The following is a 17,998-nucleotide window of genomic DNA, read 5'->3' on the forward strand; positions in this document are numbered from 1 at the left end:
CTTGATTAAACCACGAATATCAGCACCAAAGAAATGACCATCGCATAAATGGCCGTGGATTCGGCCACGGCCATGCCCACCAGCATCGTGCGAACGATAATTCCCATCTCTTCCGGGTTGCGGGCGATCCAGGTGACGCCGCCGCTCGAGGCAATCCCTTCGCCAATACCGGGGCCGATCCCGCCGGTTCCCATGCATATGCCTGCCGCCAACAGGGCCATGGCCGGCGCCAGCGCATCGCTGTCTGCGCCACCCTTGAAGATAAGGATAAAGCCGATCAGCAAGCCGAGAATCGCCGGAGTCTGGCTGATGGCCTGTCCCAGCAGCATGATATTGGTCACCGGACCGGCGGCCTTGGGATTGCGGGCGATTCCCTCGCAACTGGCCTGGGCCACAAATCCGCCGCCAATACCCGAACCGATGGCACTCAGTCCGGTTGACAACCCGGCCCCCATGACCGCCGCCCAGGTCGGGGACAACGGCTTGGTGGCATAGTCGGTGAAAATCAGGATAAACCCGATAACCAGGGCGAAGATGGAGGGGGTCTGGCACACGGCCGATCCCACCAGCATGTTGGTGGTCAAACGGCCGCTCATGGCCGGCTGGCGCCCCATGCCGAGGCAGGCCGCCCCGGCCGGGTACCCGGCCCCGATCCCCGACCCGATGGCGCCCAGCCCCATGGCCAACCCGGCCGAAAATACGGCCCAGACCATCACAAAAGAGGTGGCGGGGAAGGAAGAAAACAGCAGAATCATGGCGATCACGAGGGCAAAAATCGAGGCCGACTCGGCGATGGCCTGGCCCACCAGCATGGACTTGAGAATATCACCCGAAATGGCTGGATTTCTTGAGATCGCCGCATTGGCCTGGGCCGCGGTGTGCCCCTCGCCGATGGCGGCCCCGATCGCACCCAAACCCATGGCCAATCCGCCGCCGGCATAGGCGCCCACTTTTACCCAAACTGCAATGTCGTCTATCATGGCTATCGGCTACTACTTCGCTTGGGTTGAAATATAAACCACGGTCAGCATCGTAAACACGAACGCTTGAATCGCCCCGACAAACAAACCGAAAAATGCATTGAGGAACGGCGGTAAAATAATGTTGTAAGTCAAATAGGAGACGACCAGGATGATGATCGAGCCGCCCATGATGTTTCCGAAGAGACGAAAGGAAATGGATACGATCTTGGCAAGCTCGCCGATCAGATTCAGCGGCATCATGAAAAACATGGGTTCGAAATACTCTTTGATGTAAGCCTTGAACCCTTTGGTTTTGATGCCGACGTAGTGCGCGATGACAAACCCCATGATGCCCAGGCTCAGGGGGGTGTTCAAGTCTTTGGTCGGCTCCTCCAGGTGGGGAATGATGCCGATCCAGTTGCAGAGCACAAGGAACATGAACAGCGCGACGATCATGGGGGCATAGGTTCTGGCCAATGTTTTTCCCATGGCATCCTCGGTCAGTTCGTAGAGCTTGGACACCAGTAACTCTCCCACGATTTGAAAACGATTGGGCACAATGGCGCGGCGTGATGCGCAGAGCCAACCAAAAACGATCAGCAGGCCGATGACGATCCACGTCATCAACATGACCTCTAAATTCAATGTCAGCTTGTACCCAGCGATCGTAAGAATCAGCTGGTGAATTTTGCCGAGCTCTTGCATGGCCCCCGTCCTATGACTCTTTATTGAAAATTATCCTGGTGAAATGATCCCCCATAAGCACGCCCTGAACCATGAAAAGGCCTGCCGCGGTGCTGTAGAAATTGATGGTGTCAAGTTTTGCCGAAATCAGCAACGGCACCGCCAACACCACGTATCTAAACCCGATGCCGCCCAGGCCGACCAGGAAAGTCTGCCGCCGACCTTTATCGAGGCGCATCGGCAACAGGGTGGCCATCATGATAAAATTTAGTATGCTGAACAGGGTTCCCAAGACCAGACCCTTGGCCATTGGCTTGGCATCCAGCGCCAGGAAAAGCAAGGCGCCAACGATGGCCAGTGCCATGGCGAGCGAGCAATATCTTTTTTGAAGGTCTTGTATGTCACTGGTCATTGGATCTGTCTTTTTTATCCTTTTCCTCTTTCAGCACCTCTTGGATCTGGCGGTAGGCGACATTTGCGCCGCCGATCACGCCCAGGAGCGTGAAAATCGTCAGAAAAACCCCACGGGTGCCCAACCAACGGTCGATGTAACGGCCCACAAAGAAGCAGAACACAACACAGCCGGCAAGGGTAAGGCCCAGCTGCATGACAATGTATACCTGCCCCATCCATTCGCTGTGCTTCATGGATCCAGTGTCCAACCGTATCTCCAGGTTACAGTAGTGGGTCGGGCACCCGTTTAAGGCATCTTGTCGGCCACCGTTGCCGGCCGGTTCGCTTTATTCTGTAAAAAACCGCACGTATCAGCAGGACAACCATCGGTCATCCCAAAAAAACAATTGTTAAAACAAAGCCATCTCAATCTGCAAGTTGAAGAATAGGAGCAGGACATGAAGCAAGGCACACCATTTCCGGCTTAAAGGTTGGAACCGAGTGATGGAATATGAGTTTTTTCATTCCACACGAGCACTCAACCACTATCAAAAATATTTGATGGCTGTCAAGCCGTTGGGGTGATCATAACAAATGAATTTTATACATCCGATGAATCCGGAATTAATATTGACGCCTGATCAATTTTTCACTACGTTCAAAATGGCGTCCCAAACGGAAAGCGTTGATAAGACACCTTCGGCGCATGTCCGCCGGACCCGACGTTGCACTCGCCCAGCGACCCCGACCGCTGCAAACGGGCAATTGTGGTTCAAAACGGCAACACCTGTTTCATCGTTCATTCGACAACCCAACTATCGGGCCTGATGAGTATTTTCGGATTCGGGCGGTGACACCCATACAGCCGGTTGCGAACGCATAGGAGGCACCCATGGCAGTGTTAACCATTTCCAGACAATTTGGAGCGGGTGGTGCGACATTGGGGAAAAAATTGGCCGAGCTACTCGGATATATCTTTGTCAACGACGAGATCATCTCCAAGGTGGCTCAAAAGGCCAAGGTCTCTCCCGATTGGGTCAAGTCGGTGGAAAGGGAGGCCGGCGGCAAACTGCAAAAATTCATCGGCGCGATTGTCCCAAGGAGATTGGTGGATCGCATTCTGGACGATCGCCAGGGCTATATCGACGAAGAAATCTATGTCGATCTACTTTCCGAGATCATCAATAAAATCGCAGACGAAGGCAATTGCGTCATCCTCGGTCGGGGCGGACAATACATCCTCAAAGACCGCAAGGACACGTATCACGTGCTGCTCATTGCCAGCGAAGCGTATCGTGTCCAATTTATGGAAAAACAATACAACCTGTCCCATAACGAGGCGATCCGCGCCATTGCGGCCGAAGACAAAAGACGCACCAGTTTATATCGCAAAATCGGCCGAGCGGACTATGATCGGCCCGAACACTATCACCTCACCCTCAACATGAGCCGGGTGAATCTGGATACTGCCACGGGGATCGTTCAAAGCCTGATCCTTGGCAACAGCTCACTCGCCAAAGCCAACCCCTAAGATTATGACGGACGCTATGCATCTAATCCGCCAACTTGTCCGCCGATGTGCCGGACTGGTCATTTTGGTCATCGTCGTCTGCTGCCTATGGTCAGAGGCCGCATACGGCAAGGCCCAGACAGAAACGACGCAACCTGCTGCCACCGACGTCGGACCAACCGCGACGGCCCCAGCCGCACCGCACCATGAGGGACAGGACTCGGCTGCAGAGACCCATTCTGCCCATGGCCACGAGGATCTCGGGCGGCATCTCCCCTTGTGGAGTTGCCTGCCGTTCGCCGGCATGCTGCTCTCCATTGCCTTCTGGCCCTTGGCCGCGCCGAATTTCTGGCACCATCACTTCGGCAAAATCGCCGGCTTCTGGGCCCTGAGTCTGGCCCTGCCGTTCGTTGTGATGTATAAAGGTACGGCCATTTATGAAATCCTTCACATCATGCTGGCCGACTACGTGCCCTTTATCATTCTCATCTGGTCGCTGTATACGGTTTCGGGGGGCATCCTGCTGCGTGGCACTCTGCGCGGCACACCGCTGCTCAATGTAGCCCTTTTGGCCATCGGCGTCCTGCTGGCCTCCTGGATGGGCACCACCGGTGCCGCCATGCTGATGATTCGTCCCTTTCTGCGCGCCAACAAACATCGCAAAAACCGCACCTTCATGGTGGTCTTTTTTATCTTCCTGGTGGCCAATATCGGCGGCTCTCTTACGCCCCTCGGCGACCCGCCGCTGTTTTTAGGCTTTTTGCACGGCGTGAGTTTTTTCTGGACCTTTAAAATCCTGCCGCACATGCTGACCATGACCGTTTTACTTCTCGGACTTTACCTGGCCATGGATGTTTACTTTTACAGGAAAGAACTAGGCCAGACGGATATCAAAGAGCCCCTTCGCGCGTCCATCGCCGCAAATCCCGAGGATCGTGTCCCCTTGTCTTTGGAAGGCAAACTCAATTTTCTCTTCCTGCTGGGCATCATCGGTGCGGTGTTGTTCAGCGGTATCGCCGATTTGGGCACCATCAACACCTTTGGCGTCCATCGCGAGATCCAAAGCTGGCTACGCGACCTGCTGCTCGTTGCCCTTGGGCTGCTTTCTCTGGTGACCACCTCGACTACAATCCGTCAGGACAATGAATTTACCTGGTTTCCCATAATAGAGGTGGCCTATCTGTTCATCGGCATTTTCATCACCATGATCCCATGCCTGCTGATCCTCAAAGCCGGCGCCCAGGGTGCCCTGGGCTTTATCATCAACCGGGTCTCTGAACCTGTGCATTACTTCTGGGTCAGCGGCATGCTGTCGGCGTTCCTGGATAATGCCCCAACCTACCTGACGTTTTTCAATACCGCCTTGGGAAGTTTCTTTGCAGGCTTGAGCGAACCCCAGGCGGTTCCTCTACTCATGACCGAAAAGAGTATTTTTCTGGAAGCGATTTCCACCGGTGCCGTCTTTTTCGGCGCATGCAGTTACATCGGAAATGCACCCAATTTCATGGTGCGTGCCATTTCCGAAGAGGCCGGTACGCCGATGCCCAGCTTTTTCGGTTACATCTTGGGCTATACCTTGGTATTTCTAGTCCCCTGTCTTATTGTGGTGACATGGATCTATTTTTAACCGGCAAGGGATAACGGCATGAATGCTCCGGGCACGTTAAAAAATTGCAGCAACGCCAGCAGCGTGATCAAGCGCCTGCGGGGGGCCAATGTCGGCATTGTCGGCGGTGGCCAGTTCTGCAACATATTGCTGCATTTTTTTCAGGAAGAGGATCGCCATCCGATCAAGCCCCGTATCCTGTGCGTAGTGGACATCGATCGTGAAGCCGAGGGGTCCCGGTATGCCCGGCAGTGCGGCATTGCCACCAACTCTGATTATGAAACGTTGTACACCCTCCCTGATTTACAGGTGATCTTGGAAATCACCAACGACGCCGATCTTGCCCCCGCCATCCAGAAAACGAAACCTGCCCATGTGGAACTCATCGATCATTCTGTAGCCCGCTATCTGTGGGATACGATCCAGGTGGAAAACCTGCAACTTCAGATCCTCGATGAGCTTGAAACCCATCGCAACGATCCGGATGAACTGGAAGAATTGTTTCAACAGGCCTTCAACTGCTTCAACGAAATCATCAAGCGCCGCAACGAACGCTACCGCGATAAGGAACTGGCGCTACTGGAGATTCAAAAGACACAGTCCCAAATCATCCAGGGAAGTACGATCCCCACCTTTGTCATAAACCGGGACCATATCGTCACACACTGGAATCGTGCGCTGGAAAAAATGTCAGGCGTTCCGGCCGACCAGGTCGTCGGCACCAATCGGCAGTGGGCACCGTTTTGGCGACGTGAGCGTCCGACCATGGCCGACGTCATCATCGATCAAATCGATGAAGGCGAAATTGAAAAGCTCTATGGCAGCCAGTGGCGTAAGTCCGGCATGATCGATGGCGCCTACGAAGCAGAGGTTTTCTTTCCACAGGTGGGTGACGGCGGCAAATGGCTCTGGTTCACGGCGGCACCCATAAAGGCGCCGGATGGCACCATCGCCGGCGCCATCGAAACGTTGTGGGATAAAACCGAAGACAGGCGCGCCGAGCAGGAAAGAGAACGGCATGCCTCAGAATTGAGCGCGCTGTGCGCCATTTATACGGCCCTGAGCGCACCCTGGATCGTCGATTTTCGCATCGAAGCAGCATTAAAAGAGATCCAGCATTTTCTAATAGTCGATGACATCTCTATTTTTTTGCGTAATAACGGCGATGGTTTTCATCTCAAGTACCACTATGGTCTTACCAGATCCGACCAACCCGTGATTCAGCCGCATGACCGTCTCATTAGAGAGGTGGCTCAAAACGACACGCTGACCTTGATCGACAAAATTGATCCCAGACAACAGCCGTTGCTGGCCGACCTTGCCAACAAGGGGTTTCAATCACTGGCCTATGTCCCTATCAGCGCCAAGCACAAAAAGACGTTGGGGGTCATGCAGATCGCCAGCCGCACACCCAAAACGTATGACGAGGGGGAGCGCCACATTCTGGAGTTGATTGGCAACCGCATCGGCGTAGCGCTTGAAAACGCCGTACTCCAGGAGCAGTACATCAAGTCTGAAGCCAAATATCGCTCCCTCTTCAACAATGATCCCAATCCGATTTTCATCATCGACCGGCAGTCGCTGAACATTCTGGACATCAACGAGCGGGCTAAAGAGTGCTACGGTTATTCGCGCGAAGAGTTCAATGGCATGCCGTTCATGCAGTTGGGAGAACCGGAGGATACCGAAGTGCGAGCGGGGCTGACGCATTTGGCCGTCGGCCAATCCGTTCTCTTTTCCAAACGGCGCCATTTTCGCAAGGGCCGGCGGCCGTTTTATGTCAACATCAACGTCAGTCACGCCCAGAACGATGAAAGCGACGTCCTGATCGCCACGACCACCGATATCTCGGAAACCGTCGACAAAGAGACCCAGTTGATCCAGGCCAGTAAAATGACCACCCTGGGATTGATGGCCGCCGGAATGGCCCACGAGATCAATCAACCTCTCAACGTAATCCAGATTTGTGCCGACTATCTGCTCAAAATGATCAACAAGCAGCAGCCGATCCCGTCCGAAGACCTGAGCAACATGGCCAACGATATCACCGCCAATGTATCGCGGGCTACGGGCATCATTCGGCACGTGCGGGAATTTGCGCGGCAGTCGGAAGTCGTAAAAAACAGGATCAAGATCAACGACCCCATACGGGATGTCTTCAAAGTTTTAGGGCACCAGATAAAAGTGCATGAGATAGCCCTTGACCTGAATTTGAACGACGATATACCCTTCATCATGGCCGACCACAATCGCCTGGAACAAGTCTTCATCAACCTGGTCACCAATGCCATCGACGCAATGGACGAGAAGGCCGAGCAGCCGGAACACCAAGGCATGGCCAAACGCCTTGTCATCAAAAGCCGCGCTGAAAGAGATAGAGTCATTGTGACGGTGGAGGACAATGGCATCGGCATGAGCCAGGAAGCGAAAAGCAAGCTGTTCGAGCCCTTTTTCACCACAAAAAAGGTGGGAAAAGGCACCGGATTGGGGGTGAGCATCAGCTATGGCATTGTCAAGGACTATGATGGCACCATCGATGTTCGAAGCCAAACGGGCGTGGGAACGACCTTTACTTTAACTTTTCCGATATGCAGCGATGCCAACGAATCGTCAAATCCATAAGATTCTGCTCATCGATGATGAACAGGATATTCTGCGTGTGTTATCCATGAGCCTGCGCATCGATGGCTACGAAGTGATAACCGCCAAGAGCGGAGAAGAGGGGCTGCGCCTGTTCAAAACTCAATCGCCCGATCTGGTCCTGACCGACGTTAAAATGCCGGGCATGGACGGCATCGAAGTACTTCGCAACATCAAATCCCTGGAAGCCGATGCAGAGGTGATCATCATCACCGGCCATGGCGACATCGACAACGCCATCGAAGCCCTTAAACTGGGGGCGTCGGATTTTATCAACAAACCGGTGCGCGATGAAGTGCTGGCCGTGGCCATAGGTCGCGCCGAAGAGAAGCTGGCCATCCGCAGTCAACTCAAGGCCCACACCGAGGAGCTGGAAGAGAAAGTGGCCCACGCCACCCAGGAACTGCGCCGCCAATCCAACTTTCTGTCACGGCTCATCGAAAGCTCCAACGATGCGATCATCGCCACCGACGACCACCTGCGCATCGTGATTTACAATCCGGGTGCCGAGCGTATTTTCGGTCATGCCGATGAAGATATGAAAGATAGGTACATCACGGAACTCCTTCCGGACGAGTTGGCCCGTTTTTTTTCTCTTCTGCCCACATCTAACGGCACAGCCAAGCCAACCGAATGGGTGGAGACGATCGTCACGGCAAATGACGGGGAGCGAATTCCGGTTCGTTTTTATGCCGCTCCCTTGAAGGAAAAAGGTAAATTGATGGGGTCGGTCTCTTTTTATCAGGACCTGCGCGAAATCAAACGGCTAGAGGCGGAGCTGCTGCACGCCGAGCGACTGGCCGCCATCGGCCAGACGGTGGCCGGTGTGGCACATGGCGTCAAAAACCTGCTACATGGATTTAAAGGCGGCTCCTATCTGGTCAATCTGGGAATTGCCAAAAACGACAATGAAAAATTGTTGAAGGGATGGGACATCATTCAGCGCAACATCACGCGTACTTCGGACCTGGTCATGGGCCTGCTCTCCTTCTCCAAAGAACGCGATCCGGAATATGTGCCTTGTGAACCCAATGCCATCGTTCAGGAAGTGCGCCAGATGGTTCAAACGACCGCCGATCAGTACAACATTCGCATCGAAACCGATCTGGATCCCACCGTCGGCACGGTCTGCATGGATCCTCATATTTTGCACCAATGCTTATCCAATCTGATATCCAATGCGTTGGATGCCTGCCTCTTCGAGGTGGAATCCGACAAACAATGGCGAGTCACGATTCGAACTCACCGCATGGAAAACGATCAGATCTGCTTCGAAATAATCGATAACGGAAGCGGGATGAGCCCGGAAGTTCAAAAAAAATTGTTTTCCCGGTTCTTCAGCACCAAGGGACACCGGGGCACGGGATTGGGGTTGTTGGTCACCCGTAAATTGGTTAAGGAACATCACGGCACCATCACGGTTCAATCGAAACCAGGGGCCGGCACTACGTTTGCCTTTTGCCTGCCGTTCATGCGACACTGCGCAGCGGCCGCCGGATCGAGCACCTGAACCGCGCGGTGACGAAAGCCCATCGCGAATGTTACCCGCGATTTGTCTTTGCATTCAAAAACGGGCTATTGGATTGAGACCAGTGGCAAAATCGAAATAATACCTTCAATCGGCGCCAAGGAGGAAAATCATATGGGTAAAAAAGTTCTCGTGGTGGACGACGATCCGGATGTCAGACTCTTCAGCGTCACCGTCCTGGAAGAACATGGGTATACACCGCTGGAAGCAACCGACGGAGAACAGGGTTTGGCCATCGTCAAAAGCGAGCAACCCGATCTGGTCATTCTGGACGTGTTGATGCCCAAGGAGAGCGGTGTGAGGTTGTTTCGCCACATCAAGACGGACCCGAAACTCCAAAAAATCCCGGTGATCATCTTGTCTGGTATCACCCAGAAATCTTTTTTGCGTTCCCAGAAAGCCCTGACCGAATTCGGCGGGGCAGCGGTGCCGGAACCAGAAGCCTATCTGGAAAAGCCGGTTGAGCCCGAGGAGCTCGCCACGGCCATCCGGAACATATTGCACTAGCGGACCGCAAAACAGGAGATCGGCCTGCGCATGAATATCAAAAAACTTCTATTTGTCACTAAGTTTGACGACTTGAGCTTTGATGCGTTGCAAAGCCTGCTCGTGCTGCGCAAAGCGTCATTGAATCATGTTGTCTTCGTCAATGTCATCGAACGGGAAAAGGTTTCCATGCATCGCGGCCTTGGATACCAGAAAATAGAAGAGATACGTCTGCGCGAGACCGCCAATATCCGATTCATCGATTGGGCCGAATCCCTTTTCGAACAGGGGATGGAGGTGGGCGTCTATATCGTGGTCGGAAACATGGTTCGCCAGGTCTTCGATGCCGCTCGCAAAGAGGAGGCCGACCTCATCGTGGTGGGCCGCTCGCGAAAGCGTTTCATCGACCAGCTCTATTCCGGCTCCGACGTCACCGAGGTACTACGCCAGGCCTCCATACCCGTATTGGTCTACAAACCCATGCCCGACAAAATTGAGGTACTTGACCGACCCTTTGAACGGATCCTGCTGGCTACGGATTGGTCGCCGGCCAGTGTCCGGGCGGAAGCCTATTTGAGACCGTTGAATGGCATCGTGGACCAGGTCCATGTGGTACACGTGGCCCAGGAAAAAGATCTCAAGGGTGATAATTCTATGACGGTTCAAAAAGTTCGTAAAGCGGCACGTGAAAAGCTCGAAGAGATTTGTGACCGGTTTGCGGGCGTCGGCATCGATGCGCGCGCCCACGTCTACGTGGGCGATCCGATCAAAGAGATCGAACGGGCCGCCAAGGACTGCCAGGCCACATTGATTGTGCTGGGGTCGTCCGCGAAACAGGAGTGGGTCGAACGCTTTTTAGGCAGTGTGCCTCAGAATATCGCCGAAAAATCCGATTACCCGACATTGATCGTTCCACCGCCCAAACCCAGCTGAACGAGATCATAACAGCTGCCATCGGGGCATAGGAGGAAGAAGAACATGGCCGTTATCACCATATCACGCAAATTTGGTGCCGGGGGGAAAACCCTGGGTGAGCGTGTGGCAAAACGATTGGGATACACCTTCGCGGACGAAGACATCGTTCAAAAGATCGCCGAACTGGCCCGGGTATCTTCCGGATGGGTGGAATCCGTGGAAAAGGAGGCCGGCGGTCGGTTGTCCCGCATTATCAACAAAATGGTATCCAAACCGCTCGTGGATCGGATCCTTAAAGACGAGCGGGGTTATATTGATGAACAGATTTACCTGGATTACCTGGTGGTGTTGATCTCCCATATGGCCGAAGAGGGTAACGTGGTGATTCTGGGACGGGGGAGCCAGTATATCCTGAGCGACATGCCCGAAGCCTATCATGTGCTGTTGATCAACAGCTTTGAAAATCGGGTCCGTTTTATCATGGCGCATTACAACATGACCGAACAGCGTGCCGCCCAATTGGTAAGGGTCAATGACAAACGAAGGGCCAACCTTTATCACAAGTTGAGCAAACAAGACTATGACCAGCCGGAGTTGTACCACCTGGTCATCAACACCGCCCGCGTGCCGCTGGAGGATGCCGAGCGCCTTGTGGTCCAGATGGTCAATCCAGAAGCCTGAGCCCCTACGAAAAGCCCCCCACCTTTCTCTTGGGGGAAAAGCAACGGCGGACCGGACGTCTTGGCGCAACCCCACCGCCAACGCCGAATCTCCGTTGACAGGCCATCACACCTTGATATAGTCTGCCGCCGGTCGATTGCAGGCAAACAACCTTCCGGACAGGATGAGGGCGATGCAACGCGCCGTCATCTTTCCGTCGTCTATTTGCCGATAGTACGGCTCACCACAAGCCATGTCAAACTTGAACCCAAAAGCTCTTTTGAAATGGCTTGTAAACAATCGATGCGGATCACTCCCCCTGCATAAAATGCCTCATTATTATCAAGGAGCGGGTCATAAATGAACAAAGAACACTACTTCTTTACATCAGAATCGGTCACCGAGGGACACCCGGACAAGGTCGCCGACGCCATATCCGATGCGGTCCTGGATGCCATCATGGCCCAGGACACCGCCTGCCGGGTGGCATGCGAAACCCTGGTCACCACCGGACTGGCATTTATCGCCGGCGAAATCACCACGTCCTGCTACGTCAATATCCCCGATATCGTAAGACATACCATTCGCAATATCGGATACGACTCTTCCCAAATGGGCTTCGACTGGCAGACCTGCTCGGTGATCACCAGCCTCGATCGCCAGTCGTCGGACATTGCCCAGGGTGTCAATGTGGGCGAAGGGCTCTACAAGGAGCAAGGCGCCGGCGACCAGGGGCTGATGTTCGGATTTGCCACCGATGATACCCCGGAACTGATGCCCATGCCGATCATGTATGCCCATAAACTGACCCAGCGGCTGGCGCAGGTTCGCAAAATCGGCATCCTGGACTTTCTCAGGCCGGACGGCAAATCCCAGGTGACCATAGAATATGAAAACGGTACCCCGCTGCGGGTCGACACCATCGTGGTTTCTTCCCAGCACATCCCCGAGGTGGGCTATGACCGGCTCAAAGAGGCGATCGTGGAAGAGGTCATCAAAAAGGTAATCCCGAGCGACATGATCGATGGTGATACCCGCTATTTCATCAATCCGACCGGCCGTTTTGTGATCGGTGGGCCCATGGGCGACTGCGGCTTGACCGGACGTAAAATCATCGTCGACACCTATGGCGGACAAGGCAGTCACGGCGGCGGTTGTTTTTCCGGCAAGGATCCATCGAAGGTCGACCGAAGCGCCAGTTATATGGGCCGCTACGTGGCCAAGAACCTGGTCGCCGCAGGGCTGGCAAAAAAATGCGAAGTTCAGGTGGCCTATGCCATCGGCGTGGCCCAACCCGTGTCGGTCATGATCGATTTCATGGGCACCGGTAACATCGCCGAAAGTCGCGCCCGGCAAATCGTTACGGAGGTGTTTGACTTAAGGCCGGCGGCCATTATCCAACAGCTGGATTTATTGAGACCCATCTATGGAAAGACCTCTGCCTACGGTCACTTCGGCCGCAGTGAACCCGAGTTTTCATGGGAAAAGACGGACAAGGTCGATATCCTGAAGGAAAAAGCGGGACTTTAAGAGATGACATTCTTTTATTAGACCTTAACATCAGGTATATTTTTGCGATCATATCAACCTGATCGACCGCATCACGATGGGTCGATTCGGGATTACAGGAGGAGTTTGGATGCCTTTAGCTTCGAAAGCAAACTGCCCGGAAAGGCCCCTCGAAGTGGACCCTTCGCTGCCATACAAGGTGGCCGATATCGGATTGGCCCAACTGGGCCACAAGGAGATGGCGTTATCTGAAAGAGAGATGCCCGGCCTGATGGCCGTGCGCGAAAAATATGGCCAGGCCAAGCCCCTCAAAGGCATGAAGGTCATGGGCAGCCTGCACATGACCATTCAAACCGCCATGCTGATCGACACCTTGAAAATTCTGGGAGCGGACATCCGTTGGGCGTCGTGCAATATTTTCAGCACCCAGGATCATGCCGCGGCCGCCATCGCCGAAAAAGGTTCGGCCGCCGTGTTCGCCTGGAAGGGCGAAACCCTCCAGGAATACTGGTGGTGCACTGAACAGGCCCTGATCTGGCCCGATGGCAGTGGACCGGACCTTCTCGTCGACGACGGGGGTGACGCCACCCTCTATATCCATCAGGGGGTCGCGGTGGAAAAAGACGCAAGCCTTTTGGAAAAAGCCTATGACAGTGAAGACATGCGGCTGCTCATGGAGCGATTGAAGGTGAGCCATGCCCGCGACCCTCAATTCTGGACACGCATCGCGGCCAAGGTGCGCGGGGTATCTGAGGAGACCACCACGGGCGTGCACCGCCTCTATCAGCTGCAACGCGAAGGGGAACTGCTTTTTCCTGCGTTCAATGTGAATGATTCGGTGACCAAGTCCAAATTCGACAATCTATACGGATGTCGGGAATCCTTGGCGGACGGCATCAAGCGTGCCACGGACGTGATGATGGCCGGCAAAGTGGTTGTGGTTTGCGGCTACGGGGATGTGGGCAAGGGCTGCGCCCACTCCATGCGCGGTTATGGTGCCCGCGTCCTGATCACCGAGGTCGACCCCATCTGTGCGCTGCAGGCGGCCATGGAGGGGTATGAAGTGACCACCCTGGAAGAGGCCGTCACACAGGGTGATATCTTCGTCACGGCTACCGGTTGCTGCGACGTCATTCGCGGCAGTCACATGGAGCAGATGAAAGACGAAGCGATCATTTGCAACATCGGACACTTCGATAGTGAAATCGAGATGCGTTATCTGGAAAAATCGGACCACTGCACCCGGGAAAGGATCAAACCCCAGGTCGACCGCTGGCGCCTCAAGTCGGGACGATCGATTATCGTGCTGGCCGAAGGTCGCCTGGTCAACCTCGGTTGCGCCACCGGTCACCCCAGCTTTGTCATGAGCAACAGCTTCACCAACCAGTGCCTGGCACAAATCGCACTGGCCAAGGAACCCCACGATAAAAAGGTGTACACCCTTTCTAAAAAGCTTGATGAAGAGGTGGCCCGACTGCACCTGGAGCGACTGGGCGTGAAACTGACCCAATTGACCAAAAAACAGGCCGACTACCTGGGTGTGCCACAGGAGGGACCGTTCAAGCCGGATCACTATCGGTATTAGCAACGACTTGATTTAAATTAAAAAAGGCGGTTCCCGCATGGGTACCGCCTTTATATTTTCTTTCAGGAACAATGAAGCCGCCCAATGATCCCTATCGCATTGACCGCTTGGCTCAGGCCACTTGGGCCTTGGGGTTTTCGACGACAAATCGCTGAACGATGTCAAACAGATCCTGAAGCGCAAACGGAAGCCCCAAAAAAACATCCGCCCCCAGATCGATGGCCGCGACTTCATCGGCCGGATTGGCGGAAAGGGCTATAAGATAGATATCTGGATGCGTTCGCTTCAAGTGGCGCAACAACTCAAAGCCGCTCTTGCCGGGCAGATGGAGCTGGACGAAAATCAGATGAGCCCGGTGTCCCGATTTCAGATAGGCATCCATGGCCGATGCGCTCTCAAAGACGAGAATATCCCGGTTGACACTGTACATCATCACGTTGACGATGAATTCCCGTGTCAAGCGCTCGTGATCAACAACTGCGATTTGGACATTGTCTATGATGGCGATCCTCACGCAACTTTGAGAATAGGCATATCCGCCAGCTCTGGATTCCCGGCCAGACGACCACAGATATGGCCGATATTGTCTTCCAAAGCCCGCCGCCGGTACCCCTCCAGCCGATTGCCGGCCGCAAACGAGAGCGCCATGACGGCCAGCAACTGAATGCGCTGATAAAACAGATGGGTGTAAACATCGTTGGTGCGTTTTGCTTTATCGGCGGGGATGGTTTCACATCGGTTGGCATGGTGGAGGGCTTGATAGAAAACCATTCGGGCGGTTTCATTCACAGCCGCTTTGCGTCGTTCGCCAAGAGGATATCCATTCAGATAAGCTTTGGCCATAACGATCAGCAATTTCAACTGCAAGATGAAAATGTCTTCATCGGTCATGGAACGCATATCTTGCGCTGGTGCCCCACATCGAATCCCACAGCGACTCATCGATATCACTCCTGTTCATTCGCGCAACGCAGCTCTGAAAGCACCGCCGACAAGGCTGGATTCCTTTTAAGCGATTCGGCTGCGTTTAGTCAAGGAAAAGCCAAATTAGGCTCCTTTCCCAGGAAAGAGATGGATTCCCTCAAATAAATATGTCATTAAAGGCGGGCGCTGTTTCCATCGACGCCCACGACGCCTTCAGATGAAAATGTTTCGTACGACCCGAATCGGATGATGAGCCGGCAAAGGAACGAATAGCGGATGCACCACCTTCGGTCTGTGAAAGCCCTTCAGTGGGTTTTTCCATTCACCATCTGGATCGTGATGGTCGTACAGGCAGTCGCAGCGCCCCTCTCTCCGACCGAACCCACCGCCAGAGGTAAAAACAGTGAACTTCCCTCTAGTGAACGGCCGACCCTTTACCGCAGCATGTCTGAACACCTCGATGCCAGCATCCAACTCAACGCGGGTCTTCGATTTGATGAACTGGATTGGTCCATTGCAGGAAACGCCGACGGAACCGATCCAAACGTCCGTTCCGAGCTGAAATGGAAAGACGTGCTGAGTCACCAACTCACCCTGAGCGGCCGGCTTCTCGTCCATCGACATTTATATTTACGCGGCCGCGCCGGCATGGCCTGGATTCGAAACGGCGAGGTGCGGGACTCGGATTATGACGGTGATAACCGTACCCAGGAGTATTCCCGTTCCATCAGCGATACCGATGACGACGAACTCTACGACTTGAGCGCAGGCGGCGGTTATGCCTTTCACTTCCTGGAAAATCGGCTTTTTTTCGCACCCATGATCGGCATGTCCCTGCATTATCAGAACTTCCGGATTACCGACGGATACCAGGTGATCAGTGAAAAACCGGGCTTGACGCCGGACATCGGTCCCCTGGACAGTCGACTGGACAGCACCTATTGCACCCGCTGGATGGGATTGTGGATTGGATGCGACCTGCGCTATACGATGGCCGAACGGCCCACCCAGGTGCCACCCATCGAATGGGAGCTGAACCTGGTTTATCACTTTTGGGGGGACTATGAGGCCGATGCCGATTGGAACCTGAGGCAGGATTTGGCGCATCCGAAGAGTTTCAAGCACGAGGCCGATGCCCGCGGGGGCAGCGTAACGGCCACCTGTCACATCCCCATCCATCCGCTGGTGAGAATCAACCTGTCCGCCACCTATACCCGTTGGACCACCGATCAAGGGGACGCCACCATGTACAAAGTCAACCTTCCTCCCCGGACCTCCCGGCTCAACAAAGTGACCTGGGAATCCCGCAGTATCATGATGGGATTCGATTGCCGCTTCTTTTGATCTCCACACCCCTCGCCAATCGAGACCTTTCAAAGCGTCAAACCAGTTCTTGCTTTTTATCGGCGATGTTTTAAAATTAATATAGTTAACCAATGGACTGCAACGATGAAGCTTCGACATACCGTCATATGTTTTGCCGTGATCATCAGCGTATATGCCTGCGCCGTCATGCCGCCGGAGGTGACCGACGACGCCATCACCGACCTGCCCTTTCGCACATTGATTCAGGAAGCCGATCAATATCGCGGGCAAACGGTCATCGTGGGCGGGTACATCGTCGAGGTGTCCAATGAAGCGGATCAAAGCCGGATCGTAGCGGTCCAAACCGAATTGGGCAGCGGCCAGGAACCCAAAGCACGGGATTTGTCCCAGGGGCGCTTGATCATCACCTACAGGGGATTCATCGACCCGGAGGTGTACCAGAAAGACCGAAAAATTACGGCTGCAGGCAAAATCGTCGCCAGCTCACGAACGGAACCGGGCAAATTCCCGTTTCCCTACCTTCACATAGACATGACCCACATTCACCTGTGGCCAGAGCAAAAGGTGGTGCCGTATGATCCCTACTGGGATTATTGGGGTCCTCCCTACTATTACCGACCATGGGGGTGGGGCTATCCTTACAGGCCCTATTGGTGGTAGCGGTAGCACCCCGGTAGCATCCATTGGTTAGAAGTACCTTGAGGGATGGATACAAAATGGGCATGTCGTCAGACCGGCCCCAACGAGCAGGATAAAGCGATGCGAAAAAGCGTGATGTGGAAACTGCCCATGGTGCTCCTGATGGGGTGGATTGTCGGTTGTGCCGGAGGCATCTCCGAGCAGGCCCGATCGAAGGTGACCTACTCGGGAGCGTTTCAGGCGCTTCAACAAGCACCGGACAAGGCGGCGGGTGAAATCGTGCTGCTGGGCGGAAAAATCATCGAAGTTCAACCCATGGGCGATCAAACCGAACTGACCGTTTTGCAGTTGCCCCTCAACGCCTCGGACCGGCCGACCGACAGCGATCAATCTGAGGGGCGATACATCGTCCGGTCGGAAGATTTTCTCGATCCGGCCATTTACCCGGCCGGCACCTTGATCACGGTGGTCGGTCAAGTTCAGGGTGGAGAAGAGCGAACCATCGGTAAAATGCCGTATCGCTATCCGGTAATCGTTCCTGAGGAGATCAAAAAGTGGCCGCCGCAGACGGACAGTGGGCCCCGTTTTCATTTCGGCATTGGGGTCGGCACCACCTTTTAGCCCATCAAGG

The 17,998-nt window shown here is 54.3% G+C and carries 18 protein-coding genes; 13 read left to right on the top strand and 5 right to left on the bottom strand.

Translation table 11 applies throughout. The features are described from left to right. Nucleotides 1-5: 5 nt before the first annotated feature. From atpE to DFT_RS23105, 4 genes are read right to left on the bottom strand one after another with little or no spacing between them, the layout of a single operon-like run. Nucleotides 6-980, bottom strand: a complete 975-nt coding sequence (gene atpE, locus DFT_RS23090) for an ATP synthase F0 subunit C (RefSeq protein WP_054033756.1) — start codon at nt 978-980, stop codon at nt 6-8. Between the two features lie 12 nt (nt 981-992). Then, nucleotides 993-1,667: a F0F1 ATP synthase subunit A gene (gene atpB / locus DFT_RS23095; RefSeq protein ID WP_054033759.1), complete on the bottom strand. Its 675-nt coding sequence runs from the start codon at nt 1,665-1,667 to the stop codon at nt 993-995. A 10-nt stretch (nt 1,668-1,677) separates the two neighbouring features. After that, the gene (locus tag DFT_RS23100) at nt 1,678-2,010 is read right to left on the bottom strand and encodes an ATP synthase subunit I (protein ID WP_161807237.1); all 333 of its coding nucleotides are present in this window, start codon (nt 2,008-2,010) and stop codon (nt 1,678-1,680) included. Nucleotides 2,011-2,047: 37 nt separating this feature from the next. Continuing rightward, nucleotides 2,048-2,293 carry an AtpZ/AtpI family protein gene (locus DFT_RS23105; protein WP_054033765.1) on the bottom strand — a complete coding sequence of 82 codons (246 nt, stop codon included), beginning with the start codon at nt 2,291-2,293 and terminating at the stop codon, nt 2,048-2,050. Between the two features lie 638 nt (nt 2,294-2,931). On the opposite strand from DFT_RS23105, the gene DFT_RS23110 reads away from it, so the two are divergent. The 9 genes from DFT_RS23110 to ahcY all read left to right on the top strand — a co-directional run bounded on the left by DFT_RS23110 (nt 2,932) and on the right by ahcY (nt 14,478). Continuing rightward, nucleotides 2,932-3,570 carry a cytidylate kinase-like family protein gene (locus DFT_RS23110; protein WP_054033767.1) on the top strand — a complete coding sequence of 213 codons (639 nt, stop codon included), beginning with the start codon at nt 2,932-2,934 and terminating at the stop codon, nt 3,568-3,570. 16 nt (nt 3,571-3,586) lie between these two features. After that, on the top strand, nt 3,587-5,176 hold the full coding sequence (locus DFT_RS23115) for a sodium:proton antiporter (protein ID WP_083453726.1): 1,590 nt from the start codon (nt 3,587-3,589) through the stop codon (nt 5,174-5,176). An 18-nt stretch (nt 5,177-5,194) separates the two neighbouring features. Then, on the top strand, nt 5,195-7,777 hold the full coding sequence (locus tag DFT_RS23120) for a GAF domain-containing sensor histidine kinase (RefSeq protein ID WP_054033769.1): 2,583 nt from the start codon (nt 5,195-5,197) through the stop codon (nt 7,775-7,777). Then, nucleotides 7,752-9,305 carry an ATP-binding response regulator gene (locus DFT_RS23125; RefSeq protein ID WP_054033771.1) on the top strand — a complete coding sequence of 518 codons (1,554 nt, stop codon included), beginning with the start codon at nt 7,752-7,754 and terminating at the stop codon, nt 9,303-9,305. Before DFT_RS23120 ends, DFT_RS23125 begins: the two co-directional genes overlap by 26 nt. 132 nt (nt 9,306-9,437) lie before the next feature. Next, a complete protein-coding gene (locus DFT_RS23130; RefSeq protein WP_054033773.1) occupies nt 9,438-9,830 on the top strand; it encodes a response regulator in 393 nt (130 codons plus the stop codon). Between the two features lie 30 nt (nt 9,831-9,860). Next, on the top strand, nt 9,861-10,742 hold the full coding sequence (locus tag DFT_RS23135) for a universal stress protein (protein ID WP_054033774.1): 882 nt from the start codon (nt 9,861-9,863) through the stop codon (nt 10,740-10,742). Nucleotides 10,743-10,787: 45 nt separating this feature from the next. Continuing rightward, entirely contained in the window at nt 10,788-11,405 is a 618-nt protein-coding gene (locus tag DFT_RS23140; RefSeq protein WP_054033776.1) for a cytidylate kinase-like family protein, read from the top strand. 339 nt (nt 11,406-11,744) lie between these two features. Further along, entirely contained in the window at nt 11,745-12,914 is a 1,170-nt protein-coding gene (gene metK, locus DFT_RS23145; RefSeq protein ID WP_054033778.1) for a methionine adenosyltransferase, read from the top strand. Nucleotides 12,915-13,023: 109 nt separating this feature from the next. Further along, nucleotides 13,024-14,478, top strand: coding sequence for an adenosylhomocysteinase (gene ahcY / locus DFT_RS23150; RefSeq protein WP_054033780.1), 1,455 nt, complete (start codon nt 13,024-13,026; stop codon nt 14,476-14,478). A gap of 112 nt (nt 14,479-14,590) precedes the next feature. Here ahcY and DFT_RS23155 read toward each other — a convergent pair whose 3' ends face one another. Further along, the gene (locus tag DFT_RS23155) at nt 14,591-14,992 is read right to left on the bottom strand and encodes a response regulator (protein ID WP_054033782.1); all 402 of its coding nucleotides are present in this window, start codon (nt 14,990-14,992) and stop codon (nt 14,591-14,593) included. Nucleotides 14,993-15,051: 59 nt separating this feature from the next. Between DFT_RS23155 and DFT_RS26045 the strand changes: the two genes are divergently transcribed. The 4 genes from DFT_RS26045 (at nt 15,052) to DFT_RS23175 (ending at nt 17,988) form a co-directional block, all read left to right on the top strand. Beyond that, nucleotides 15,052-15,567, top strand: a complete 516-nt coding sequence (locus DFT_RS26045) for a hypothetical protein (RefSeq protein ID WP_152972125.1) — start codon at nt 15,052-15,054, stop codon at nt 15,565-15,567. A 174-nt stretch (nt 15,568-15,741) separates the two neighbouring features. Further along, nucleotides 15,742-16,746, top strand: a complete 1,005-nt coding sequence (locus DFT_RS23165) for an autotransporter domain-containing protein (protein WP_161807239.1) — start codon at nt 15,742-15,744, stop codon at nt 16,744-16,746. 105 nt (nt 16,747-16,851) lie between these two features. Next, nucleotides 16,852-17,388 carry a Slp family lipoprotein gene (locus DFT_RS23170; protein ID WP_054033788.1) on the top strand — a complete coding sequence of 179 codons (537 nt, stop codon included), beginning with the start codon at nt 16,852-16,854 and terminating at the stop codon, nt 17,386-17,388. A gap of 99 nt (nt 17,389-17,487) precedes the next feature. Beyond that, a complete protein-coding gene (locus tag DFT_RS23175; protein WP_054033790.1) occupies nt 17,488-17,988 on the top strand; it encodes a Slp family lipoprotein in 501 nt (166 codons plus the stop codon). Nucleotides 17,989-17,998: the final 10 nt, after the last annotated feature.

The organism is Desulfatitalea tepidiphila (assembly GCF_001293685.1).
In the GTDB taxonomy this organism is placed as follows: domain Bacteria; phylum Desulfobacterota; class Desulfobacteria; order Desulfobacterales; family Desulfosarcinaceae; genus Desulfatitalea; species Desulfatitalea tepidiphila.